Below are 26339 nucleotides of genomic sequence, written 5' to 3' on the forward strand. Positions count from 1 at the left end.
AAGGCGCCGAAAGGCGCCTTACTTATTTATAAGGTTTATAATGACTTGTCTTTTTTCATAAAATACAGCGACGAAATAAACAGTCCGATAATTAAAGGAACTTCGTATAATTCTTCGATAAGGCTTTGTAGTTCAGAATGATATAGAAAAACTGAACTAAGAAATCTATGGTGTTCAACACTATCTGAAATCACAAAAGCGCACAGGGTCAGCAGTAGGCTCCAAAGTGGAATAGCTGTGTTTTTTAGGTGAAAAATAATACTTTTTCTTAATGAAGAAGCAAATAGCATCAGAACTAAACTGCCAATCAAGATGATAGAAATTAGCCTGAAGTAAGAGTGATCCAGATTAGGAAAAAATTCACGCCCCCAATTTATTCCTCTGCCAAATAATGTTACCCACCAGATAGTTGCCCACACCCAAAATAATTTCATTCCCTGATTTTTTTGCTGTAATGGTTTCATATAAAACCAAGTGAAAATGGCACTGATAATTAGAGTAACAGATTGAAAATGTTCAATAATTTTTGTTGTAAGGTCGATATTAAAATCCAGAGGGATAGTATTAAATAATGGAATTAAAAATAAGCTTCCCCACAGAATAGCAATCGGCCAAGAGATTGTTTTATCTATTTTCATAGTATGACTTTTATATTTTAAGATTTATTTATTACTGATATCGGATAGATATCAGCTCACATTGCTTGTGGCATGGCTTGCTACGTAAAAACTATTATGCAAAAAGCGTATGGAGGGACTTAACATTTAGTATCAAAAACCGATAGTGCTGTGTGAAATAGCACCTTTGGGATAAAAAGCGTTTTCTCATTAATGGAACAAATCGTCTGGTTTGTTGTTCATTAATTGCGCTAAGTGTGGATTGCTTAATCGATAAATTGACAAAATAACGTGAATTATCACTAATTAGGGCTGTTCAGTTGCGTGAATAATGATTAAAGTAAATTTAGTGAATAACAATGAGGAAAATTTATGCTGTATATCTTCGATATGGGTAATGTGATTATTGATATCGACTTTAATCGTGTATTTGATAAATGGTCTGAACTCAGTGGTACACCAAGTGAAGAGATCAAATCACGGTTTACTTTTGGTAATATCTTTCAATTACATGAGTGTGGAAAAATTTCAGACATCGAGTTTGCTGAGCTGCTTTGTGAAGAAATGGACATCACTCTAAGCTTTGAAGACTTTGCTGAAGGCTGGCACGCTATTTTTATTTCGTTAAGACCTGAAGTCATTGATATTATGGAACGCCTGCGTGAGCAAGGGCACCGAGTGGTGGTTTTATCGAATACTAATCGTCTACATCTAGACTACTGGCCAGCACACTACCCAGAAATTGCAGCCTCCTCCGATTTCCTATATCTGTCCCAAGATTTAGGCATGCGTAAGCCTGATCCTGAAATCTACAAATATGTACTGCAATCAGAAGAGTTTGATGCTGCAGATGCTATTTTCTTTGATGATGTCGAAGAAAATGTAAAAGCCGCAGAAGCCCTTGGTATTCGTAGTATTCATGTTGTGGATAAAGACACCATTCCTGAATATTTCCGCACTTACGATTTTAGTGCAGAAGTTGAATAACATCCTGATTTTATAGTGGGGCAACGGCTAACGTTGCTCCATCTTTTTGTAAAGAGTCATCATGATTGCATTAATCCAGAGAGTCACTCATGCGAGTGTGGCTGTTGATCAGAAAATCGTAGGGCAAATAAATGCTGGGTTGTTGGTTTTGCTTGGTGTTGAAAAAGATGATGATGAGCAGAAAGCCAAACGTTTGTGTGAAAAAGTATTGGGCTACCGTATTTTTAGTGATGAACAAGGGAAAATGAATCTCAATGTTCAGCAGGCGGGAGGCAGCCTTTTGGTCGTTTCTCAATTTACTTTAGCAGCTGACACTAAAAAAGGTATGCGGCCTAGCTTTTCAGGGGGAGCAGAGCCTGAAAGAGCAGATGCTTTGTACCAATACTTCGTTGAACAGAGCCGCCAACAAGGGGTTGAAACACAAACTGGTGAGTTTGCCGCTGACATGCAAGTGAATTTAACCAATGATGGCCCTGTTACCTTCTGGCTACAAGTGTGAGTTCATTTTTAAAGGGGGAAGCGATGTACCATTTACGTACACCGAAAGATGATATTGAATTTGCAACTTACTACCATTTTCGCTGGGAAATGTTGCGAAAACCGTTTAATCAACCCCTAGGTTCAGAAAAAGATGGTTATGATTTAACCGCACACCATCAAATGGTCGTGGATGATAAAAACCGTATTCTTGCCATTGGTCGCTTATATATCAATGCTGACAACGAGGGAGCAATCCGTTTTTTAGCCGTTAACCCTGCCATGCAAGGTAAAGGGCTCGGTAAATTGATTATCATGGCCCTAGAGTCCGTTGCACGCCAAGAAGGCGTCAAACGCATCGTATCCAGTGTTCGTGAAGAAGCAGTACCATTTTTCGATAAAATGGGCTTTGAGAACCGTGGGCAAGTCGCTGGGCAGTTAAAAACACCAGTGCGCCATTACTTGATGATCAAACCCATTGAGACATTAGACCAAATTCTACATCGTCCAGACTGGTGTGGTGAGCTACAACAAGCTTGGTATAAGTATATTCCATTAAGCGAAAAAATGGGTGTCCGAATCGACCAATACACGGGGACCCGTTTTATTACTACCATGCCGGAGGCGGGCAATCAAAACCCCCATGAAACGATTTTTGCAGGGAGCCAATTTTCATTAGCTACACTGACAGGATGGGGGCTGATTTGGCTGTTAATGCAAGAACACCAGCTTGGTGGCGATATTGTATTGGTCGATGCCAGTATTCGTTATGGTAAACCTGTAAGCGGCAGGCCTACAGCAACTGCGGACTTAGCTAATATGAGCGGTGACCTTGACCGTTTAGCTCGGGGTAGCAAAGCGCGAGTAAAACTGAAAGTCGAAGTCAGTAACCCCGATGGTAAAGTGGGTGCTGTATTCAGTGGTGTCTATATGGTGTTACCTGTAGAGCCCGCAAAGTAACGTTATTCATTGAAAATTAAAAGATAAAGGCAGGTATGATTGACCTGCCTTTTGTATTTCTATGGATTGATAGTTTTTATGGATTGCTAAGAGCGGGGAGCGGCTCTACCAAAGAAGGCTCGGTAGGCTGTAAATCGGCTTCGGACTCTACTGAAGAAGTGACAACCCCGTTAACAACGGTACGGAATAGGCGTTTACCTTGCAATGGTATGGCCATCAATTCCCCATTCAAACTTTTTGCCACTGATGGGGCGAGTAAGTCCCCTTGTAATGTCGCATCAAAGTCACCGATAACTTGAGCTGGGAAGCCTGCCCAACCCCATTGGTTTAAATCGACGAGGTCAATATTAGAACCTGATGCCCTGAGTAAGAAGGGGACTTTTTTGGGCTCTTGTTTTACCAGCAAGCCAATTTTACTGATACCTTTATCAGTACTGACCGTTAAGCTCGCTGCTGCCGAGGATTTACCACTTTGGCGTATTTCGACAAATGGACGGCGCACTAGAACTTGGTTGATTGTGCCGCTATCTGCATTGAATGTCGCTTTACCGCTCCAAATTCCCCATTGTTTCTGTTTGATTAAATCAACATTTTCAATATTACCGCTTAATGCCGTCAACTCGAAAGGAAATTGCGGCTGGATATTCATCAAAAGTGATTGGGAAAGGGTGAATTTCTTAATATTTAAACCGGACAACCACGCTGGCGTTGGTTGCGCGAAGAAGGACAACCAATTTTCAGGTAAGGTATATAAGATACCCGCTAGTTTACCGTCATCGATAGTGAGTACTTGATTATTGCGTTGCCAAGACCCACTGAGGTTAAAAATGCCTTTATTATAGTAACCTGATAACTTGCTGATATTGAGGTTATCACCGTTAATATTCAGCTCTCCAATTAAGGTACTCAGCTGCTGGTCTTTCACGACGAATTGGTCGACATTAAAGCTAATGCTGCTTTTAGGGCTAGTCCAGCTGCCTCTAACGAAGCTGAGTTGGTCAATTTCGGTGCTTAAGCCAGAAAGTGCCCAATCTTTACCTTGAATATCAACATTGGTTAGTTCTACTTTTTTGACTTGCAGTGATTTATCACTCGTTATTGCACCAAATAGTGAATCGAAATCAACATTATTTTCCCAGCCAACTTTATTCATGGTGAGGGAGTCAACCATGATAGAGCCATCATTAAGTACCTTCCCAGTGCCCGCAATATAGCCATTATTTAAGTAGGCACTGGCTTGGCTTATTTCTGTTCCTTGCTGCTGTAATTTACCGGTAATGGCAATATTCTTGAATGCAAGGTCATTGAATTTTAATTGGTTAGAGGTAAATCGAAAATCACCGTAACCAAAAGGAGTGTTTTCGGTGGGTTTCCAAGGGGTCATTCCTCCCGTAAAGCCGGCGACTTGTACCGTATCATTGCCTTTTTTAAGCGTAATCTGGCTATTTTCAAATTGCAAAATAGTCGCGGAAATAGGGAACAACACCGTATTTGGTGAGACTGTTGTAGATAATGTCCCTTGAGTGATAACCAAACGTTTTATTGCGGTGCCACTAAATAGGTTTAGCCAATTAACATCAACCACGACTTGCCGTGAATCTAAAGATAGGTCACTGTTTTTAGCCGTTAACTTAACATCTTGGAAGATGAACTCACCGGGGTTAGAAAACTCATGCCCCATAATTCCCACATCAATATCGTAACTGGTAAATTTACTTAAAAATTGACTGGAGTAGGATGCGCCCCAACGGGTTTGTAGCCCGATATAAGTAAAAATAAACAATAGCAGCAGTAACAAAAGTGCATAGGTAGTAAATTTGATTAACCATTTCACAGTTTACTGCTCCTTTGGTTTGTGAACGAATAGACACAGGAAGAAACCGTCTAATATAACGACAATTTAAGGATAGCATACAGAAAAACCGCCAGAGTGTTCAACACTGGCGGCTAGAATGAAAGGTTATTTTTCGAGAGGGAAGACTAAATTCAGAACAATTGCAGTTAAACCCCCCGCAGCAATACCTGAAGAAAATAATGTTTTTAACCAGTCAGGCGCGAATTGCAAAATCAAGGGTTGCTGTGACACACCCATACCCACGGCGAGAGAAAGGGCTATAATCATGATGGCGCGGCGATTGAGTGGCTCACGAGACACGATACGCACTCCTGAAGCGGCAATGGTACCAAACATCACAATGGTTGCTCCGCCTAATACGGGCTCAGGGATTTGTTGTACAAAGCCTGCAACCGCAGGGAATAGCCCTAATAACACTAACATTAAAGCAACAATGTAACCGACATAGCGACTTGCCACCCCTGTTAATTGGATAACACCGTTGTTCTGCCCAAAACAAGAGTTAGGGAAAGTATTAAATACCGCAGAGACCATCGAGTTCAAACCATTGGCAAGTACGCCACCTTTGATTCGTTTCATATATAAAGGGCCACGAACGGGTTGTTCTGACACATCTGAAGTGGCGGTAATGTCACCTATTGTTTCTAAGGAAGTCACCATAAAAATGAGAATTAATGGGATCAACAGGTTCCAGTCGAAAGATAAGCCATAATAGAAAGGCTCAGGGACAGTAATAATTGGCTGATTGGCTTCCATTGGTTGCGCATTTGGTAACATGTCCATCCACCAAGCTGCAATATAACCAACGGCCATGGCAATAACTAAAGATGCGACACGTAAGTAAGGGTTTTTCTGCCGATTAAGTAAAATAATAACCGCTAAAACAACCCCAGCCAAAATCAGGTAATCTGGTGAACCGAAGGTATTATCGCTAATCGCACCATAACCACCACCAATGGAGGTTAAGCCGACTTGAATTAAAGATAAGCCGATGATCATGACAACGACACCAGAAACCAGTGGTGTAATGACACGGCGGGCTAGATGTAAAAAACGTGAAAGAATCACTTCGGTTAATGCGGCGACGAGTAACGTGCCAAACAAAGCTGCCATCATGGATGGGATATCAGCCCCACCTTGCTTGAGTGCAACACCCCCCATGATTAACGGTGCAACAAAGTTAAAACTGGTTCCTTGAATCGAAAGTAGGCCTGAGCCAATAGGGCCCCATGCACGAATTTGAATTAAAGAAGCAATACCGGAGGCAAATAAAGACATACTAATGATGCGTTGAGTATCGTGAGCTGGTAGCCCCAAAGCCTGGCAAATCAGCATCGCTGGGGTAATAACAGCGACAAACATCGCCAGAAGATGTTGCCCGGCAGCAAACAAAGCTTGCGGCAGCGGTGGACGGTCTTCTAATTTGTAAATAAGTTCGCTTTGCGTGTGTATGGTCGCTTCAGTAGTTTGCTTTTCAGACGTCGCAGTATTCATTGCCTTCATTTCTCGCCAACAAAAAACGCATTGTAATGTGTCGAAATTAAAAAGCAATCGTTTGCTTTTAAAAAATATATTCATTAGTTAAATAGTGTCGTCACATTTATATATATTTTAACTTGTATTTATAACAGTTTTTTTTTCTAATCCTACAACCTGCTTTTGGCGTTTTAAGGAAGAAATTAACGTCTAACTAGTTTTTGATAATTTTAACAACAGACGAGGTACGTGAATGTATCATCTCGATGTCTACGGTACACTGGTAGCTGCTACCTTAGTATTATTGCTTGGGCGTAAACTGGTAAAATCAGTCCCTTTTCTTGAAAAATATACCATCCCTGAACCTGTTGCGGGTGGGTTGTTAGTTGCTTTTAGTCTTTTATTGCTTAAACAATTATTTGACTGGAGCCTTTCTTTTGACTTATCACTGCAAGAACCTATGATGCTGGCATTCTTTGCCACTATTGGTCTTAATGCCAACCTTGCTAGCTTGAAAGCTGGTGGTAAGGCATTGTTTATATTTATTTTTGTGGTTGTAGGCTTATTGCTAGTCCAAAACACAGTGGGGATTGCCCTTGCTGAATTATTGGGACTAGACCCTTTAATGGGGCTGTTAGCTGGCTCAATTACCTTATCTGGCGGCCATGGTACTGGTGCGGCATGGGGTAAAATTTTCACTGAAAATTATGGTTTCCAAAGTGCAACAGAAGTTGCAATGGCGTGTGCTACATTTGGGCTCGTTCTTGGTGGTTTAATTGGCGGACCTGTTGCACGTTTTCTAACACGTAATATTCCAACGCCAGGAACGGCAGAAGATGATAAAGATGTGCCAACTGCATTTGAGAAGCCTCAATCAGGGCGCATGATCACGTCAATGGTTTTAATTGAAACTATTGCATTGATTGCTATCTGTTTGCTGATAGGAAGTTATATTGCAGGTGAATTAGCCGATACTCCTTTTGCACTGCCTAAATTTGTATGTGTACTGTTTGTTGGTGTTATTTTAAGCAATAGCCTATCACTGCTTGGTTTTTACCGAGTGTTTGACCGCGCCGTTTCTGTTATGGGTAACGTGAGCCTATCATTATTCTTAGCGATGGCTTTAATGAGCTTGAAGCTCTGGGAATTAGCATCACTGGCCATTCCAATGATCATTATTCTTGCTGTACAAGCTTGTGTAATGGCAGGGTATGCAATTTTTGTTACCTTCCGTGTGATGGGGAAAAACTATGATGCCGCTATTTTAGCTGCGGGGCATTGTGGTTTCGGTCTTGGGGCTACGCCAACAGCGATTGCGAATATGCAAGCGGTAACGGATAGGTTGGGGCCATCTCACCTTGCGTTCCTTGTGGTCCCAATGGTTGGGGCATTCTTCATTGATATTGTTAATGCGATAGTCATTAAATTGTATTTAATGTTGCCACTATTCCCAACTATTGCGGGATAGTTTTTATTTAATAATAAATCAAGTTAAGCAGGTATTGCCGTGAAAATATTCACGGCAATTTTCATTTTAAGGAATGGATAAAAAGAAGATATAAAACTTAAGCGTGGCTGTATTGTTCTCGCTCAGGTAACCAGCGCTCAATAAGTTGTTGTGCATTTTCTGGGTAGTTTTGTTGAATATGGCGAGCGAGGCGTTGCACTTCTGGCAACATATATTGGTCACGTAACAAATCAGCGACCTTAAATTCTGCATTTCCTGTTTGTCTAGTGCCTAATAATTCCCCAGGCCCGCGAATTTCGAGATCTTTTTGTGCGATAACAAAGCCATCATTGCTATCACGTAAAACTTGTAGCCGTTGTTTAGCGGTGTGGGTTAGCGGTGTCTTATATAATAATACGCAGTGAGATGCGATAGCTCCACGGCCAACTCGTCCTCTCAATTGGTGCAATTGAGCTAAACCAAGGCGCTCAGGGTTATCAATGATCATCAAACTGGCATTAGGCACATCAACACCGACCTCAATGACCGTTGTAGCCACAAGCAGTTGAATTTCATTCCTTTTAAAAGCCGCCATAATGCTTTGTTTTTCAGCAGGTTTCATTCGCCCGTGGACTAAGCCTACTTTTAATTCAGGTAGTGCCAGTGCGAGTTCTTCGCTGGTCACTTGAGCCGCTTGTGCTTCTAATAATTCAGAGTCTTCAATGAGTGTACAGACCCAATAGGCTTGGCGACCTTCTTCAATACAGGCTTGGCGAACGCGTTCAATAATATCGTTACGGCGAGTGTCTGGGATGGCGACAGTAGTGACAGGCGTACGGCCCGGAGGAAGCTCATCGATGACAGAGGTATCTAAGTCTGCATACGCTGTCATCGCCAGTGTCCGTGGGATTGGCGTAGCGGTCATGATCAATTGATGAGGGTGGTACCCTTGCTGCTCACCTTTCTCACGCAGAGCGAGCCGCTGATGAACGCCAAAGCGATGTTGTTCATCAATGATAACAAGCCCCAGCGCTTTAAAGCTCACTTGCTCTTGGAAAATAGCGTGTGTTCCAACAACCATCGCAACTTCTCCACTTGCGATGGCATCTTGCTGAGCCTGACGTGCCTTACCCTTCTGTTTGCCCGCTAGCCAACCCACTTTAATGCCTAAAGGCTCTAACCATTGTTTGAATGTATTGGCATGTTGCTCTGCAAGAATTTCGGTGGGAGCCATCAAAGCTACTTGTTTGCCATTCTCGATGGCACAAACGGCCGCTAAGGCTGCAACAAGCGTTTTTCCTGACCCTACATCCCCTTGAATCAAACGCATCATAGGGGCATCTTTGGCGAGGTCTGCTTCAATTTCGCTAACAACACGGTTTTGTGCATTTGTTGGCGAGAAAGGTAATTGTGCGAGTAACTGTGATTTTAATTGACCACTTGTTGCTAAAGGCTCGGCATATAGGCGTTCGTTGCCTGCACGGATGGCTAGCATACTGAGGTGATGTGCTAAAAGCTCTTCGAGTATAAGCCGTTTCTGGGCAGGATGGTGCCCTTTCTCCAGTTCAATCAAAGCGACATTCGGTGGTGGATTGTGTAATAAGCGAATGGCATCTGGTAGGCTTATCATTCCACGGCTAAGCTCTTCTGGAAGCAATTCTTTTATTTTTCCGCTATCAAGTAACCTTAGCGCTTGTTCCATTACCTTGCGTAAAGTGGCCTGACGAACACCTTCCGTGGTTGGGTAAACAGGTGTTAAGTTCTCTTGTAAGCTGATATTGCTGGTGTCTTGGGAGACTTTATATTCGGGGTGAATGATTTCTGGCCCTGTATTTCCTCTGCGAACTTCCCCATAGGCGGTGACCTGTTTTCCTTCTGCTAAGTTATTCTTCATTGCAGCTGAAAAATTAAAAAAACGTAAGGTGAGGTTACCTGTGCCATCGGAAATCAAGCAGGTCATCATTCTTTTGCGGCCGAATACCACTTTAGTTTGCAGTATTTCACCGGTAATTGTTGCGGTCGTACCGGGGAGGAGATCTTTTATTTGATATAGACGGGTGTGGTCTTCATAGCGTAAAGGGAAATGAAGAAGAAGGTCTTGAACGGTGTTCAAACCGATTTTACGCATTTTTTCTGACTGGCTTGCTCCAATTCCGTGCAATGAAGTCAGTGAAATGGTATCAAGTAGCCCATTATTCATGTTATTTCCTTTTATTTAACCAAACTGCCGTCTTTTCATTTTTTCGGTTAATTGCATTTGTGCCCACCACGAGTCATCAGCTTCAATTTGCCCTTGGTTATTGATAAATGGGCGAGGAAGTCCCTTACGTTTAGCAACTTCAGCCAGTACAGGGTAACCTCCTTCAAATAACCAAGTTTGTTGTTCATCTGGTGAGAGTAAGCAATGGTCACGTTCGTACATACCCGCCTGCTGCCGTTGCCGTTGGGCTTCATATAAAATCAGTGCAGAAGCAACGGAAACGTTCAAAGATTGCACCATGCCAGCCATTGGAATGATAATGTGTTTATCAGCCAGTGCGAGGGCTTGTTGTGAAATCCCTGTTTTTTCTTGCCCCATCATAATACAAGTTGGCAAAGTATAATCAATTTCACGAAAATCAACGGCATGTTCTGACAAGTTAGTCGCCAAAACCTGCATATTTTGTGATTTTATGTGGGCAATTGCTTCTTCGGTGGATGTGTGTGAAATAATTTTAACCCAGCTATTACTCCCCGCAGCAGAAGAAACGGACAGTTTGACTTGTTGGTCCGGCCAAATAGCATGAATTTGATGGATCCCTACGGCATCCGCACTGCGTACAATCGCAGAAACATTGTGCGGTTTATGAATATCTTCGAGGCAGAGAGTTAGGTCAGGCTGCCGCATCGCCATCATTTGGCAAATGCGGCGATAGCGGCGTTCATTCATAGTTATTAATTACGTATGGTCGTTAATTACGGTTTCGGCTAACACGTAGAACGTCAGGCATAATACGGATTTTCCGCATCACATTTGCCAATTGAACTCGGTTTTTAGTTGTAAGGCGAATAAAAGCGCAATATACACGGCCATCTTTTTCTTCTGTATTCATACTTTGAATACTTGAATTGGCGTCATTAATGGCGGCAGTTAAATTCGCTAAAGCACCTTGGTGATTAATCATATCCACTTTAATTTCAGCGATAAAGTCGGTATCAGTGTCGTTGTCCCATTCAACAGCCATAAATTTATCAGGTTCTTTTTGATAACCACGAATGTTGCGGCAGGATTCATGATGAATAACGAGACCTTTACCAGGACTAATATGTGCAACAATTGGGTCACCAGGAATAGGACGACAACATTTTGCAAAGGTGATTAAAACACCATCAGCACCTTTGATAGAGAGTTTATTCCGGCTTTCAACTAACACTTGTTCTTCAGGTGTATTTTGTGGATTGTTCTGTAGGTTACGTGCGACAACCACACTCATTGCATTACCCAACCCAATTTCAGCAAGCAAATCATCGATAGAGTGCAGCTTCATGCGTGCCAATTCCGCATCAATATTGGCTTGAGGGATATCAGTGAGTTTATTTCCTGCCCCTAGCGCATGGTTGAGTAAACGGCGACCTAAATTAATAGAATCTTCACGTTTTAAGTTTTTCAATAACTGGCGAATTTTGGCCCGCGCTTTTGAGCTGACAACAAAATTGAGCCATGCTGCATTTGGCCGTGCGCCCGGCGCGGTAATAATTTCGACAGTTTGGCCACTCGTAAGGGATTGCGAAAGTGGGTAAGGCTGGCGATCAACACGCGCGCCCACGCAAGCATGACCAATATCTGTATGCACCGCATAGGCAAAGTCAACAGGTGTGGCACCAGTAGGTAACTCAACAATGCGGCCTTCAGGGGTGAAAACGTAGATTTCATCTGGAAATAGATCCGATTTAACGCTTTCAATAAATTCAAACGAGCTACCTGCACTTTGTTGTAACTCAAGTAGACTTTGCATCCAACGTTGAGCTCTAACTTGTGCTGTTGTACCTTGTTCGCCTTGCTCTTTATATGCCCAATGCGCAGCAACCCCCATTTCAGCCATTTGGTCCATGTCTTCTGTGCGAATTTGCACTTCGACAGGAACACCATGTGGCCCAATCAATGAGGTATGTAGCGATTGATAGCCGTTAGCTTTAGGGATAGCAATATAGTCTTTAATACGCCCCGGACGCGGTTTGTATAAACTATGCATTTGGCCTAAAACGCGGTAGCAAGTATCCACATCTTTTACAATTACCCTAAAAGCATAGATATCCATAATGGAATGGAAACGTTGCTCTTTTTGGTGCATTTTGCGATAGATGGAATAAAGGTGTTTTTCTCTGCCACTTACGCGACAAGGAACTCCTGCCTCGGTTAGCCTACCGTCAATTTCCGAGAGAATTTTTTGGATCATCTCTTTTCGGTTACCGCGAGCAGCCTTGACGACTTCCTTAATAACACGATAACGGTTGGGATATAACGCTTCAAAACCCAGTTCTTCAAGCTCTGTTTTGATGTGGTGTATACCTAGCCTGTGGGCTAACGGGCTATATATTTCAAGGGTTTCACGTGCAATGCGCCGACGTTTATCGGGCCTAAGTGACCCCAACGTGCGCATGTTGTGAGTGCGGTCTGCCAGTTTTATCAAAATGACACGGATATCTTTTACCATCGCCATGATCATTTTGCGGAAGTTTTCTGCTTGGGCTTCTTTTTTGTCGCGAAAGTTGAGCTTGTCTAGTTTGGATACACCTTCGACGAGACCGGCGACGGTGGTACCAAACAATTCTTCTATATCTTGAAATGTCGCTGGAGTATCTTCAATCACATCATGAAGTAGCGCTGCCATTAGTGTTTCATGGTCCAAACGCATCTCAGCAAGAATACAAGCAACAGCAACTGGGTGAGTAATATAAGGCTCACCACTTGAACGGGTCTGTCCTTCATGGGCATCCCGAGCAACAACATAGGCTTTTCTTAGTAATTCAATTTGTTCTTTAGGAAGATACTTTTGAATGACTAAATTAAGGCTTTCAAACAGATACAAGGCAGACCCACCTTAGTGATTAGCGACGACCTTCAGCGATTGCAGAAACTGCTTGCATTTCAGCCGCTTCTTGCTCTTGCTGTTCTTGGCGCTCACGCACATCTAAAATGTGACCGTTGATTAAGCCTTCTTCTACTTCACGTAATGCGATAACAGTGTATTTATCATTTTCTTCAGGAACTAAAGGGTCTTTTCCACCCGTTTGTAACTGACGAGCTCTACGTGCCGCAACCAATACGAGGTCAAAGCGGTTACCAATTTTTTCTACTGCGTCTTGAACAGTTACGCGTGCCATAAATGTGCTACTCCAAAGAAATAAAAAAATGACCTGATATGATACTGAAACTATTCTCAGTCTGCTAGTAATTTGCTGATTAAAGCATCATGTCGTTGAACTTGACGCCCTAATTTTAAACGCTCAGTACGGATGATAGATTGTAAATCGCTCAGTGCGGTATTGAAATCATCATTAACAATAAGGTAATCATACTCGTTGAAATGTTCAATTTCACCTACTGCCTGTGACATACGTTTTTCAATAACTTCATCGCTGTCTTGCCCACGACCACGCAGTCTGCGATAAAGTTCATCTTTTGATGGTGGGAGAATGAAAATACTACGCGCCTCAGGCATTTTGGCTCTTATCTGCTGCGCTCCCTGCCAATCGATATCAAGAAAAACATCAACACCACTATTTAATACATCTTCAATGATAGGTTTGGACGTCCCATAATAATTCCCAAAAACGCATGCATGCTCTAGGAATTCACCTTTGTCGACCATTTGTAAAAAATCAGTTTCAGATACAAAGAAATAGTGCTCGCCATGGACTTCTCCTGGACGTGCAGTTCGAGTTGTATGAGAAACGGAAACCTGTGTGTCATACAATGGTTGTGTTTTTAATAAAGCCTGAATCAGACTTGATTTCCCTGCTCCACTAGGGGCAGAAACAATATATAACGTGCCTTGTATCATGATGATTTCTTGAATAGTCGAGGATTAAACATAAAAGATGGTGATAAACCCGACATAGTATACACGGACTTGCATCAACATGCAGCGATATCAATAAATCATGAATTTTAATTAAATGAATTTGATTAGTAACTAAATTGTGAACGGGCTCGAGAAATTAACTTATTACTCATGAAAGCATCATTAGTTTTGCGAAGCCTTTTGCAAACAACTTCTTTTGAGGATGAAGACTTTGAGAGGTTGTTTGATGCTTAGCAACTGAGGAGAAAATGCTTTAAAAGAGTAACATCTTAATGGATTGGTAATAACAAGGAATAGTTATGATTTATATTTTGTATGGTTATTGGTTCGCGTCAGTTTATAGACTAAGTGGGTTAATTGTTGGGGTAATGGTGTGTATTAATGTTGCTCAAGCAACGCAGCAAATTGCCGTTAATAAACCGTGTGAAAAACAAAATAGTAAAATAATAAGTCAGGAAAGTCATCGGTTAGGAAAACAATTACAACTGTGGAACCAAGCTTACCGTTTGGCGGGTAGCAGTTCCATTAGTGATGAAGCTTATGACCAGCTATTTAATTTATGGCGTTCTTTACAACGATGCCAGCAACTTCCCGAAGAATTGCCAGAAGTACTATTACCTGAAAAATCACAGCTAACTATGCATCCCATTCCTCATACAGGGTTAAAGAAACTCAATGAATTAGAAGTTTATAGCTGGATAGAAACACGTAAAAATATCTGGCTACAACCTAAAGTTGATGGTGTAGCAGTAACGTTGGTTTATAAAAATGGCAAGCTTATTTCCATGATTAGCCGAGGAAATAGTGTTGAAGGAATCGAGTGGCGGGCAAAAGCAGATTTTATTCCTGCGATACCCAAACAAATCAAATATTCAGGCATGTTAGTCCTTCAAGGCGAATTATTTTGGCGTATGAATGGACATATTCAAGCTAAAAGTGGGGGAGTGAACGCTCGTAATAAGATTGCGGGGTGGTTAATGCGAAAAAATGAGCCAACCGCCCTTGAAGAAAATATTGGTATTTTTATTTGGGCATGGCCTGCGGGGGATGCTAATCCAAAAACACAGTTAACATTACTTTCTGAGATAGGTTTTCCGCTTGCTGAACAATATAGCCATAAAATTGAAAATAAGATTCAAGCTAAGCAACTAAGGGAATACTATTATCAAGGGCAATTACCATTTGCTACAGATGGCGTAGTGCTTAAAAATTTTCCAGCGCCAGCAGCATCAGCCTGGCAATCAAAACAAAATAGTTGGGCGATTGCATGGAAATATCCATTACGCAGTGTGCTATCAGAGGTAACTAAGCTTCAGTTCAATATAGGAAGGACCGGGAGAATTAGTGTTGTAGCTAGCATAACCCCCATCAATATTGACTCGAAAACTATTTCAAAGGTAAATGCTGGATCATTATCATCATGGGAAAAACGAGATTTACTTGTTGGAGATAAAATACTTGTCTCTCTTTCAGGGCTAGGAAGTCCAAAGATTGAAGACGTTATTTGGCGACGAGAGGAACGCGAATATCCAGAGACATCAACCTTAAAGCAATTTCACTCACTCAGTTGTCTTACTTATACTGAAGTTTGCTCACAGCAGTTTGTCGCAAGGTTAACGTGGTTAGGTAAACAACTACGTATGCGAGGAATAAGTGAGGCTACATGGCGCCAGTGGGTAGAAAACCATAACCTAACTCGATTAACAACTTGGTTGTCAGAACAATGGCAAAGCGATTTATCGAAAGGTAAAAAACACCAAATGTTAGTAAAGCAACTGAAAATGGCAAAGGATCAACCTATTTCGCTTTGGTTAAAAGGTCTCGCAATTCCACTAACTAAATTACAAGTAGGGAAAGTGACTGACATAGGTATGTTGTATGACCCATCATGGGTTAACAGTCTAAATTTGACGAGGCTGCAAAAGAAAAAATTAGCTAATTGGCTAGCGGAACCAGAAATTGAATCTATTTTACGTATATTGTCTGACATGAAAGCGATTCAGCCACCAATAGAAAGCCATCAATAGTAAATCATTAATGGCTGAAACTCTTTTATTGATTAGATTAATCTTGGTTTTCGTAATTAAAAATAGGCAAACCGAGACGATAACGAATGGCTATTAGCCTTGCACTCAAGCCAACAACGAGTGTGATAATAACCACGATATCTTTAGGTAAAGGCGTTTGTAATAGGCCAATATAGATCCAAGCGGCAGCGAAAGAAACGCCAGCATAGACTTCTTTTTGGAAAACTAAAGGGATTGTGTTACACAGCATGTCTCTTAACACACCACCAAAAACGCCAGTAATCACTGCTGCAATAGCTGCAATGATTGGGCTGTAGTGCATATCGAGTGCTATTTGGGCGCCAAGTATAGAAAACACAATTAGTCCGATAGCATCTAATATGAGGAATAATCGGCGTAAATGTTTCATCATAGGGGCTATCCAGATTGTCACAATCGCAGCGCCTGCAACAGTCAGGATATACTCAGGATGTTCCACCCAACCTAGGGGGTAATGGCCAAGTAAGATATCACGGACGGAACCACCACCAATTGCCGTCGCGGACGCAATAATAATGACGCCAAAGACATCCATTTTTCGTCTACCAGCCGCAAGTGCTCCAGTCATGGCTTCTGCGGTGATACCAATAATATAAAGTACACTTAATAACATGGTAGTTTTGTTCGAGATTAAGGTTATTGCTAAAGGGTAATATTACTTATGAAACTTCTCGACTGAGATTTTCTAGTATTGATTAAACTAGATTAGTTAAAGTAATCCGATAGCGATATTAAATGATGTCAAAGGATAACAGATTGAATAATAAATTGCCCTATAAAGAAACATGTTTAACGCATGATGAACGAAGCCACCAACTAACGAATATTAATATCTGGACTCCAGACAGCCAGTGGTTAGCGTATGATATACGGCCGAGCGGTAGTTCTTTTACAGGTTTATCTATAGAAAAAATTCATGTAAAAACATTACAAGTCGTTGAGGTTTATCGTGCAAGTCATGGGGCTCATGTTGGAGTGGTAACGGTAAGTCCTCAACTGCCAACTCAATATGCTTTTATCCATGGCCCTGAGTACCCTGATGAACAGTGGCAATATGACTTTCACCATCGAAGAGGGGTGTATGTTAAAGAAGATCAATTAAATGTAGCTCACCCAATTGATGCAATGTGTATTACCCCTCCGTATTTAGTGGGGGCGTTGCGTGGGGGGACTCATGTCCATGTTTTTAGTCCAGACGGAAAGTGGTTGAGTTTTACCTATAATGACCATGTAATGCATGAATTAGATGTGCAATTAGACCAACGAAATGTAGCAATTGCAGTACCTATTGGGCCCGTTAATGTGAGTCCTAAAATACATTTTCGAGAATATAGTGGCGATTACTTTTGTTGTGTTGTGACGCGAACAACGCAACAGCCTAAGCCTAGCAGCGATGAGATTAGCCGTGCATATGAAGAGGGTTGGGTAGGTCAAAAAGGTTATCAAAAAGAGAATGGAGAGTGGCAAGAAAGAGCGCTGGTGTTTATTGGTGACACTCATTCTACAAATGGAGAAATTATTCCTGAGATCTATATTGTTGATCTACCTTCACAGCTTGAGGATTACATGATTGCGGGGGAATCTCCTATCCAAGGAACAGAATCAAGCATGCCTTCCCCACCAAAAGGTATACAGCAAAGGCGTTTAACTTATACACACGATAAAAAATTTCCTGGTTTAGCGAAGCAGCCACGACATTGGCTAAGAACTTCGCCAGATGGTAAATCAATCGCTTGTTTGATGAATGATGATGACGGTAATGCTCAATTGTGGTTAGTTGATACGCTAACTGGAGTGCAAAGGCAGATAACTCAGGGTTCTTCACCAGTCCAGTCTGCCTTTAGCTGGGATAGTAAAGGTGAGCACATTTGCTTTATTTGTGACAATAGTGTCGTGTATTGTCACGTCGTAAGCGGAGCCATACAAAAATTAACGCAGCGTACTGAACTTGCTCCTGTTGCTGATTCCGTTGTATTTTCACCTAATGATGAATTGATTGCGTTTATGCGAGATATTGATGGATTTAGGCAAATTTATACCGTAGAAACGGGTTTAAACAGCAAATAAAATAATTATGTTACTACAGTCACGAATAAAAAAAGTATTGATAAGCTTTTTTTTATCTGTGACTGTTTTTATTTTTCTCTGATTAGCATTTAAAAAATTTAATTGTTAATTATTCATGTAATGAGTGCAAAAATACTTATAAATAGAATAGAATATTTAAGTTAAGGAGATAGCTATCATAATAAGATAATAATTAAACAGATATTATATAAATGATTGGTCAGATCTTAGATTAAAAAATAATGTATTCATAAATACAGTTAATACACAATGAAATTTTAATTACAAACGTTTGATTGAGCCTGAATTACTTTTTGGTTTTATCTTTATTTTCAAGTTCTTCTATGCGTTTTTTGGGTGAGTCTGCTTTATCACCATTACCCGATTTCGCGTAATCTAAAGGAATTAAAAGAGTATCCATAACAACAGAAAAGGGTAAATCAATAGCAAGTAAAGGTTTAACAACCCAGCCAGTCTCATCATCTTTAATCATTTTAATACTGTTTTTCGAACCAGGGTAATAACCTTCTGATGGGCCTGCATGAGTCATAATACTGGAGCAACCACTCAAAATAAGAGGTGCGATAAGAAAATATAATCGTATTGAAATTAAACTCGGCATAGACATTGTTAACCTGTATTTAGTTTGTCGTCCCCAATATTTACTTATAATAACTAAAAACAAGAAATTCACAATAATGGTGTTGTATTATTATTTTATTTAATCGTATGTATTTTTTTAGTTAATAGTTTACTTGTAGCTATTAACTAAAAATGTTTGTCTTAAGTAGCTATTTCTATGAATGATAAATAACGTTAAGAAATAAAGACATACTATTTTATATTTGTTATCAGGTTGAAAATTCTAAAAAAATAGATCATTTATTCCTTCTGAACTGTGCTCTATGGCACATATTACCCTCATGCTATTTGGCATAATCGATTCAGTAGTATGTTTTATCACCTATTTGGGTGTGTTTAACGGGTAACTTGTCGTCAAAAGGATGCGGTCTATGAGTGAATTAGCTCTTACTGTAAGTTTGTTGGCGTTAGCTGCTGCTTTAGGGCTATGGATTGGAAATTGGAAGATCCGGAGTGTTGGGCTAGGGATTGGTGGTGTTCTATTTGGGGGGATCATTGTTGGACACTTCGCCCAAAGTTATGGCTTGCAACTTAATAAAGACATGCTGCATTTTATTCAAGAATTTGGCTTGATACTGTTTGTATACACAATAGGTATTCAGGTTGGGCCTGGTTTTTTCTCTTCTCTACGCGTTTCTGGGCTGAAACTAAATGGCTTTGCGTTGATGGTCGTTGTCTTAGGCGCAGTGGTAACAGCAATCATATATAAAGTCGCGAATATTCCATTACCGATTATCTTAGGTATTTTCTCAGGGGCGGTAACGAATACGCCATCTTTAGGTGCTGGTCAGCAAATTTTAACTGACTTAGGATCTGACCCTAATCTTGTTGGCCAGATGGGGATGGGCTATGCCATGGCTTACCCTATGGGGATTTGTGGCATCTTATTGGTGATGTGGTTAGTACGCATTATCTTTAGAATTTCAGTAGAGAAAGAAGCTTCTGCATTTAATAGTTCCACTTTTCAACAGCGCGACTCTCTGCAGACTATGAACATTGCCATTCGTAACGCCAATCTTGATGGCTTAATGATGCAAGACATCCCGCTGCTTGGTAGTGAAGCTATTGTTTGCTCAAGATTAAAACGTGGGGACATGCTGGTTGTTCCTCAGCCTACCACAGAAATTCATTTAGGTGACTTATTGCACGTTGTTGGTTTAAAAGATGATTTAAATAGAGTTCGTTTAATATTAGGTGAGGAAGTTGACGTATCCTTGTCGACATCAAGCTCTATTTTGCATTCCGTTCGTGTGGTGGTGACGAATGATGCTGTACTAAGTAAAAGGCTGAAAGACTTAAACTTAAAACAAAAATATGATGTTGTTGTGACACGATTAAACCGTACTGGTATTGATTTAGTTGCTAATAACAATTCGGTTTTACAATTTGGTGATATTTTAAATATTGTTGGACGTCCTGAGTCAATCGAAGCCGTCACCGCTTTGTTAGGTAATGCGAAACAGAAACTACAGCAAGTTCAAATGTTACCTGTATTCCTCGGGATAGGGCTTGGAGTTGTGCTGGGGTCAATACCCGTTTTTGTTCCTGGTTTTCCTGCCGCACTGAAACTAGGATTAGCGGGAGGGCCACTGGTTGTTGCTCTAATTCTCGGTCGTATAGGGACTATAGGGCGTTTATATTGGTTTATGCCTCCGAGTGCAAACTTAGCGCTGAGAGAACTGGGAATCGTCATGTTCCTCGCTGTTGTTGGGCTCAATTCTGGTGGTGGCTTCATTGATACTTTAATTAAAGGTGATGGGCTAACGTGGATTGGTTATGGGCTATTGATTACGTTTGTACCACTATTTATTACAGGTGTTGTAGCTCGAATTTTTGGCAAAATGAACTATTTGAGCCTTTGTGGGGTGCTAGCGGGCTCTATGACAGACCCTCCTGCACTGGCTTTTGCAAATAATATTCATGCGGCCAGCGGTGCTCCGGCATTGTCTTATGCAACGGTTTATCCATTAGCGATGTTTTTAAGAATTATTTCTCCACAATTGCTGGCTATTTTATTTTGGGCGGTTTAGCTAGATGTGATTGTTAAACCGATGAATAGCAGAAATTCTATTGAAATTTCTAAAATTATAGCTTTTTCAATATGATATTTGGATTTTGATGTTTGATGTATAAGGCAGTAATGTAAGGTATCACGATATATAGGGGCAAAAAGTGCTTTTGTTTAAGCAATAACCAAATAGAAAAGATGTTCTAATAGTTTTGAATGATATTCGTATTGAAAAATTAATTTGATTTCAATTACGGAGTTCTCGCTAATTTTTAGCCCCTTCTATATGAAAGGGCTTTTTTTTTACCTAAATATTGCAATAACAGGGCTAAAAGTATCTTGTCGTTTCACGACTAGCAGGTCACTTCTTGATAAGCTTTTTCAAGCTCTTCAGCTAATATCTTGATCCCTTGTTCAATTTTTTCTGGCTCAGGGACATAGTTCATACGCATACATTGATGCGCATGTGGCCAATCCTGTTCAATACCAGGGAAGAAGTAATGGCCGGGAACCATCAATACACCACGTTTTTTTAAGCGTTGGTATAATTCTAAGCAATTAATTGGTAGGTCTTTAAACCATAACCAGAGGAAAATGGCACCTTCTGGCTTATGAATTAAACACTTATCTTCTGGGATATAGCGGCGAATAATTTCGATGGCTTCTTCTACACGCTGCTTATAAAAAGGACCAATTACATTTTTAGATAACGAGATAAGGTCATCTTTTTTAAGCATTTCTAAGGCAAGCGCAGGGCCTATGCCACCAGGAGCAAGGCTGATGATGCCATTCATATTACTAACAGCTTCAATGATTTCTTCGTTAGCGATGATAATGCCGCATCGAGTTCCTGGTAAACCAAGTTTAGATAAACTCATACAAAGAATGACATTTTCGTTCCAAAATGGCGTAGCTTCGCTGAAAATAATGCCAGGGAAAGGAACACCATAAGCATTATCTATTAGTAGTGGAATATTATGTTGTTTAGCTAGTTGGTCTAAATGCTCAACTTCTTCATCAGTAATGACATTACCAGTCGGATTTGTTGGGCGAGACACACAAATCACCCCAATATCATCAGTAACCTCTAATGTGTTGAAGTCGACTCGGTATTTAAATTGACCATTAGGTAAAAATTCTATTTGTGGCTTATTCGCGACGAATAAGCCATCATCAAGACCTGAGTCTGCATAACCGACATATTCAGGGGCAAGAGGAAATAGCACTTTACGGGTGATACCATCTTCAAAGCGACCGGCTAGCAAGTTAAATAGATAGAAAAAAGCACTCTGGCTGCCGTTAGATAGGGCAATATTTTTCGCGCTAATATTCCAACCTAGTTTTGCTTTTAGCGTTGCTGCAAGCGCTTTCAACATGGCATCTTTACCTTGAGGACCATCATAATTACATAAAGTGTCCGTCAATTGGCCATTAGCACACATCTCAGCTAACAGATCTTGGAAATACTTATCCATTTCAGGGATATGAGCAGGATTTCCTCCCCCTAACATAATGGAGCCAGGGGTTCTTATGCCTTCATTCAAGTCTTTCATTAATAATGAAATACCTGAATTTTTAGCAAATTTATTGCCAAATTTAGAAAATATCATCGCATTTATTCACATATATTTATTAGATTGTTAATGGAATTTAAAACATACTCCGCTGCACCTCAGAGTTCAACCACCAATTTCTATCTTTTATTAAGATAAAATATTAAGATGGATATATTTAACAGTCTAAAATGTTGCAATGTTAATGCTTTGGTGGTTTATTTTTCTTTTTACTCGATGAGTTACACCGATAAAAACTAATTTATTTAAATTGGCAACAATTCACTAAATGGTCATTTATCATGCCAGTTGCTTGCATAAAGGCGTAGCAAGTAATTGAGCCGACAAATTTAAACCCACGTTTTTTGAGCGCTTTGGAGAGAAGCTTAGAAAGTTCTGTTTCCGCAGGAACTTGTGATGAGAGCTCCCAACCGTTGATAATGGGTTGGCCATTAACAAATTGCCAAATAAAAGTGGAGAAGTCTTCACCATTTTCTTTCATGGCTAAATAAGCTTTTGCATTTGCAATAATTGCATTAATTTTTAATCGATTACGGATGATCCGAGTATCTTGCATGAGTCGCTCAATATCGTCTTCATTCATTGATGCAATTTTTTCAGGGTCGAAATGATGAAATAGATCACGATATCCTTGGCGTTTTTTTAAAATGGTGTACCAAGAGAGCCCGGCTTGTTGGCCTTCAAGGCAGATCATTTCAAATAACGTTAAGTTATCATAAGTGGGTTTACCCCATTCATGGTCGTGATAAGCGATATATTCAGGATCTTGATTGACCCAATGGCAACGTGTTAGTGCGGTATCCATTTTTCATCCTTTTTACAATGGTAATTGGTTTGCTTCAAAAAACAAACTATTTATACTGTATAAATAACCAGCTTAAAAGGGGTGAAAGTATTTTTTTTTATTTTTAGAATAAATACAGGCATATTCAATGCTGTATATCTTGCGGTCAAAGGGTATACTGGCGTACTTTCATTAAATTTTACGTATCGCGTGCGGATCTAACATGCAAAAGTTTGATACCAAAACCTTTCAAGGTCTTATCCTGACATTACAGGACTACTGGGCGCGTCAAGGCTGTACCATTGTTCAACCATTGGACATGGAAGTCGGCGCTGGAACTTCTCACCCAATGACGTGTTTGCGCGCATTAGGCCCTGAGCCTATTGCAGCGGCTTATGTTCAACCATCTCGTCGACCAACTGATGGCCGCTATGGTGAAAACCCAAACCGTCTACAACACTATTACCAGTTTCAGGTGATCATCAAACCATCACCAGACAATATCCAAGAGTTATACCTTGGTTCTTTAAAAGAATTAGGTGTTGACCCAACAGTTCACGACATTCGTTTTGTTGAAGATAACTGGGAAAACCCAACATTAGGTGCCTGGGGATTAGGCTGGGAAGTGTGGCTTAATGGGATGGAAGTTACTCAGTTCACTTACTTCCAGCAGGTCGGTGGTCTTGAGTGTAAACCAGTAACAGGTGAAATTACATACGGTTTAGAGCGCTTAGCGATGTATATCCAAGGCGTGGACAGCGTGTATGACCTTGTTTGGTGTGATGGCCCATTGGGTAAAACTACCTATGGTGATATCTATCATCAAAACGAAGTTGAGCAATCAACCTATAACTTTGAATACGCAAATGTTGATTTTCTTTTCAAATGCTTTGAAGAGTACGAAAAAGAAGCTCAACACTTGCTGGCTTTGGAAACGCCACTTCCACTACCTGCATACGAACGTATCTTGAAAGCGGCTCATACTTTCAACTTACTCGATGCACGTAAAGCCATTTCTGTTACTGAACGCCAGCGCTATATCTTACGTATTCGTACCCTAACCAAAGGGGTTGCAGAAGCGTATTATGCTTCTCGTGAAGCGCTTGGATTCCCTATGTGTCATAAGAACTAAGAGGCTGTCATGACTCAACAGACTTTCCTTGTGGAAATCGGCACCGAAGAGTTACCGCCGAAGGCTCTTCGTTCATTAGCTGAATCATTTGCTGCAAATTTTACGGCTGAACTTGATGGGGCAGATATTGCTCATGGTGCAGTAACGTGGTTTGCTGCTCCTCGCCGGTTAGCACTTAAAGTCGCTGATTTAGCGGCTTCACAGCCAGACCGTGAAATTGAAAAACGCGGCCCTGCTATCTCTCAAGCATTCGGTCCAGATGGCCAACCAACTAAAGCCGCTGAAGGCTGGGCTCGCGGGTGTGGTATTACCGTTGATCAAGCTGAGCGTTTGACCACGGATAAAGGCGAGTGGCTACTCTATCGTGCCCAAATGAAAGGGCAGGCAGTCAGTGAATTACTGGCTGATATGGTTAGCCGTGCATTGGCCAAATTACCTATACCTAAATTAATGCGTTGGGCAGATAAGGACACACAATTTGTTCGCCCTGTGCACACGGTAACATTGTTACTGGGTAGTGATGTTATTGATGGCGAAATTTTAGGTATTAAGAGCGGGCGCACAATTCGTGGTCACCGTTTCATGGGTGAATCTGAATTTACTATTGATAATGCGGAACAATATCCAGCCATTTTACGTGAACGCGGTAAAGTCATGGCGGATTACGCAGAACGTAAAGCGGTTATTAAAGCAGATGCGGAAAAAGCGGCTCAGGCTCTTGGTGGTCAAGTTGACTTAACAGATAGTTTGCTTGAAGAAGTGACTTCATTGGTTGAATGGCCGGTCGTTTTAACAGCTAAATTTGAAGAGAAATTCTTAGATGTTCCTTCAGAAGCGCTAGTTTATACCATGAAAGGGGACCAAAAATATTTCCCAGTTTATGATAAGACGGGCAAGTTAATGCCTAATTTTATCTTTGTGGCAAATATTGAGTCTTCTGATCCTCAGCAAATTATTTCAGGTAACGAAAAAGTTGTACGCCCGCGTTTAGCAGATGCTGAATTTTTCTTTAAAACTGACCGTAAACAACGTTTGGAAGATAACTTACCACGCTTAGAAACTGTATTGTTCCAAAAACAATTAGGTACACTGCGTGATAAAACTGACCGTTTAGAAGCATTAGCTGGCTGGATTGCAAACAAAATTGGTGCGGATGTAAACCATGCGACACGAGCTGGTTTATTAGCAAAATGTGACTTAATGACTAATATGGTGTTTGAATTCACAGACACTCAAGGCGTTATGGGAATGCATTATGCACGCCATGATGGTGAGTCAGAAGACGTTGCATTAGCTTTAAAAGAGCAGTACCAACCGCGTTTTTCTGGAGATGCACTTCCATCGACTGATGTTTCAGCCGCATTAGCATTGGCTGAAAAAATGGATACGCTTGCTGGTATTTTTGGTATTGGCCAACATCCTAAAGGCGATAAAGACCCATTCGCTTTGCGCCGTGCTGCATTAGGTGTCTTACGCATCATCGTAGAAAAAGGCTACCAGCTTGATCTTGTTGAAATGACAGAAGAAGCAGCTCGTTTATACGGTGATAAATTAACCAATAAAAATGTGGTTAATGACGTTGTCGAGTTCATGCTTGGTCGTTTCCGTTCTTGGTATCAAGAATTAGGCTATAGTATTGATACCATCCAAGCGGTATTAGCTCGTCATCCAACACAACCTGCTGACTTTGATGCACGAGTGAAAGCTGTTACTCACTTCCGTTCATTAGAAGAGGCGCAGGCACTTGCAGCGGCAAATAAACGTGTTTCCAATATTCTGAGCAAATCAGAAGAAAAATTGGCTGATAACGTTTTAGCTTCTGTTCTAAAAACACCTGAAGAAGTCAAACTTGCGACCCATGTTGTGGTATTGCAAGATAAACTTGCGCCAATGTTTGCAGAAAGGAATTATCAAGAGGCTTTAGTTGAATTAGCTTCTTTACGCGATATCGTGGATGAATTCTTTGCAAATGTTATGGTAATGGATGAAGACCAAGCGGTTCGTATTAATCGTTTGACGCTATTAAGCCAATTACGTGAGTTGTTCTTAAAAGTAGCGGATATTTCTTTGCTTCAATAGCCTTAAAAATAGGTTATTAGCTTGTAGTTAACGTTATTTTTATAAACGCTAACCTGTTTGATAAATAAGCACTAAAATATTCTAGTGCTTATTTTTTACTTAA

The 26339-nt window shown here is 40.8% G+C and carries 21 protein-coding genes; 9 read left to right on the forward strand and 12 right to left on the reverse strand.

The annotated features are described in order from the left end of the window. Positions 1 to 35: 35 nt before the first annotated feature. On the reverse strand, positions 36 to 638 hold the full coding sequence (locus P3L40_RS01295; protein WP_196732413.1) for a hypothetical protein: 603 nt from the start codon (positions 636 to 638) through the stop codon (positions 36 to 38). A gap of 351 nt (positions 639 to 989) precedes the next feature. On the opposite strand from P3L40_RS01295, the gene yihX reads away from it, so the two are divergent. The 3 genes from yihX (at position 990) to fabY (ending at position 3041) form a co-directional block, all read left to right on the forward strand. Continuing rightward, entirely contained in the window at positions 990 to 1604 is a 615-nt protein-coding gene (gene yihX / locus P3L40_RS01300; RefSeq protein ID WP_094960806.1) for a glucose-1-phosphatase, read from the forward strand. 61 nt (positions 1605 to 1665) lie between these two features. Further along, positions 1666 to 2103 (forward strand): D-aminoacyl-tRNA deacylase, encoded by a 438-nt coding sequence (dtd, locus tag P3L40_RS01305; RefSeq protein WP_004262693.1) that lies wholly within the window; start codon positions 1666 to 1668, stop codon positions 2101 to 2103. A gap of 23 nt (positions 2104 to 2126) precedes the next feature. Next, complete coding sequence (fabY, locus tag P3L40_RS01310; protein ID WP_036958598.1) at positions 2127 to 3041, forward strand: fatty acid biosynthesis protein FabY; 915 nt, start codon at positions 2127 to 2129, stop codon at positions 3039 to 3041. A gap of 76 nt (positions 3042 to 3117) precedes the next feature. Here fabY and P3L40_RS01315 read toward each other — a convergent pair whose 3' ends face one another. After that, positions 3118 to 4875, reverse strand: coding sequence for an AsmA family protein (locus P3L40_RS01315; RefSeq protein ID WP_136134100.1), 1758 nt, complete (start codon positions 4873 to 4875; stop codon positions 3118 to 3120). 126 nt (positions 4876 to 5001) lie between these two features. Then, positions 5002 to 6390: a uracil-xanthine permease family protein gene (locus tag P3L40_RS01320; protein ID WP_036958597.1), complete on the reverse strand. Its 1389-nt coding sequence runs from the start codon at positions 6388 to 6390 to the stop codon at positions 5002 to 5004. Between the two features lie 235 nt (positions 6391 to 6625). Between P3L40_RS01320 and gltS the strand changes: the two genes are divergently transcribed. Next, positions 6626 to 7840, forward strand: a complete 1215-nt coding sequence (gene gltS / locus P3L40_RS01325; protein WP_004262677.1) for a sodium/glutamate symporter — start codon at positions 6626 to 6628, stop codon at positions 7838 to 7840. Between the two features lie 97 nt (positions 7841 to 7937). Here gltS and recG read toward each other — a convergent pair whose 3' ends face one another. Genes recG through gmk form a run of 5 tightly spaced genes read right to left on the reverse strand, consistent with a single transcriptional unit; the run spans position 7938 to position 13863 of the window. Further along, a complete protein-coding gene (recG, locus tag P3L40_RS01330) occupies positions 7938 to 10019 on the reverse strand; it encodes an ATP-dependent DNA helicase RecG (RefSeq protein WP_210852435.1) in 2082 nt (693 codons plus the stop codon). Positions 10020 to 10034: 15 nt separating this feature from the next. After that, positions 10035 to 10748: a tRNA (guanosine(18)-2'-O)-methyltransferase TrmH gene (trmH, locus tag P3L40_RS01335; RefSeq protein ID WP_210852433.1), complete on the reverse strand. Its 714-nt coding sequence runs from the start codon at positions 10746 to 10748 to the stop codon at positions 10035 to 10037. Between the two features lie 22 nt (positions 10749 to 10770). Beyond that, positions 10771 to 12888 carry a bifunctional GTP diphosphokinase/guanosine-3',5'-bis pyrophosphate 3'-pyrophosphohydrolase gene (gene spoT / locus P3L40_RS01340; RefSeq protein ID WP_004262666.1) on the reverse strand — a complete coding sequence of 706 codons (2118 nt, stop codon included), beginning with the start codon at positions 12886 to 12888 and terminating at the stop codon, positions 10771 to 10773. Between the two features lie 19 nt (positions 12889 to 12907). Beyond that, positions 12908 to 13183: a DNA-directed RNA polymerase subunit omega gene (rpoZ, locus tag P3L40_RS01345; protein WP_004262665.1), complete on the reverse strand. Its 276-nt coding sequence runs from the start codon at positions 13181 to 13183 to the stop codon at positions 12908 to 12910. A 56-nt stretch (positions 13184 to 13239) separates the two neighbouring features. Next, positions 13240 to 13863, reverse strand: coding sequence for a guanylate kinase (gene gmk / locus P3L40_RS01350; protein WP_004262662.1), 624 nt, complete (start codon positions 13861 to 13863; stop codon positions 13240 to 13242). Positions 13864 to 14183: 320 nt separating this feature from the next. Here gmk and ligB point away from each other — a divergent pair, with 320 nt between their 5' ends. After that, positions 14184 to 15911, forward strand: coding sequence for an NAD-dependent DNA ligase LigB (gene ligB / locus P3L40_RS01355; RefSeq protein ID WP_210852431.1), 1728 nt, complete (start codon positions 14184 to 14186; stop codon positions 15909 to 15911). A gap of 37 nt (positions 15912 to 15948) precedes the next feature. On the opposite strand, the gene P3L40_RS01360 is transcribed toward ligB, so the two are convergent. Beyond that, positions 15949 to 16563, reverse strand: coding sequence for a trimeric intracellular cation channel family protein (locus tag P3L40_RS01360; protein ID WP_004262660.1), 615 nt, complete (start codon positions 16561 to 16563; stop codon positions 15949 to 15951). A gap of 122 nt (positions 16564 to 16685) precedes the next feature. On the opposite strand from P3L40_RS01360, the gene P3L40_RS01365 reads away from it, so the two are divergent. After that, positions 16686 to 18017 carry a DUF3748 domain-containing protein gene (locus tag P3L40_RS01365; protein ID WP_196732414.1) on the forward strand — a complete coding sequence of 444 codons (1332 nt, stop codon included), beginning with the start codon at positions 16686 to 16688 and terminating at the stop codon, positions 18015 to 18017. A 307-nt stretch (positions 18018 to 18324) separates the two neighbouring features. Here P3L40_RS01365 and P3L40_RS01370 read toward each other — a convergent pair whose 3' ends face one another. Further along, complete coding sequence (locus P3L40_RS01370) at positions 18325 to 18567, reverse strand: YceK/YidQ family lipoprotein (RefSeq protein WP_316928004.1); 243 nt, start codon at positions 18565 to 18567, stop codon at positions 18325 to 18327. A 463-nt stretch (positions 18568 to 19030) separates the two neighbouring features. On the opposite strand from P3L40_RS01370, the gene P3L40_RS01375 reads away from it, so the two are divergent. Then, positions 19031 to 20689: a putative transporter gene (locus P3L40_RS01375; RefSeq protein WP_136134095.1), complete on the forward strand. Its 1659-nt coding sequence runs from the start codon at positions 19031 to 19033 to the stop codon at positions 20687 to 20689. Between the two features lie 331 nt (positions 20690 to 21020). On the opposite strand, the gene P3L40_RS01380 is transcribed toward P3L40_RS01375, so the two are convergent. Together P3L40_RS01380 and P3L40_RS01385 are read right to left on the reverse strand one after the other, a co-directional pair. Further along, a complete protein-coding gene (locus P3L40_RS01380) occupies positions 21021 to 22277 on the reverse strand; it encodes a valine--pyruvate transaminase (protein ID WP_094960801.1) in 1257 nt (418 codons plus the stop codon). Between the two features lie 205 nt (positions 22278 to 22482). Continuing rightward, positions 22483 to 23046, reverse strand: coding sequence for a DNA-3-methyladenine glycosylase I (locus P3L40_RS01385; RefSeq protein ID WP_004262650.1), 564 nt, complete (start codon positions 23044 to 23046; stop codon positions 22483 to 22485). A gap of 202 nt (positions 23047 to 23248) precedes the next feature. On the opposite strand from P3L40_RS01385, the gene glyQ reads away from it, so the two are divergent. Together glyQ and glyS are read left to right on the forward strand one after the other, a co-directional pair. Continuing rightward, positions 23249 to 24157 (forward strand): glycine--tRNA ligase subunit alpha, encoded by a 909-nt coding sequence (gene glyQ, locus P3L40_RS01390; RefSeq protein WP_004262647.1) that lies wholly within the window; start codon positions 23249 to 23251, stop codon positions 24155 to 24157. A gap of 9 nt (positions 24158 to 24166) precedes the next feature. After that, on the forward strand, positions 24167 to 26236 hold the full coding sequence (glyS, locus tag P3L40_RS01395; RefSeq protein ID WP_136134093.1) for a glycine--tRNA ligase subunit beta: 2070 nt from the start codon (positions 24167 to 24169) through the stop codon (positions 26234 to 26236). Positions 26237 to 26339 lie beyond the last annotated feature (103 nt).

Origin of the sequence: Providencia sp. PROV040, assembly GCF_032706145.1 — a bacterium.
In the GTDB taxonomy this organism is placed as follows: Bacteria; Pseudomonadota; Gammaproteobacteria; order Enterobacterales; family Enterobacteriaceae; genus Providencia; species Providencia hangzhouensis.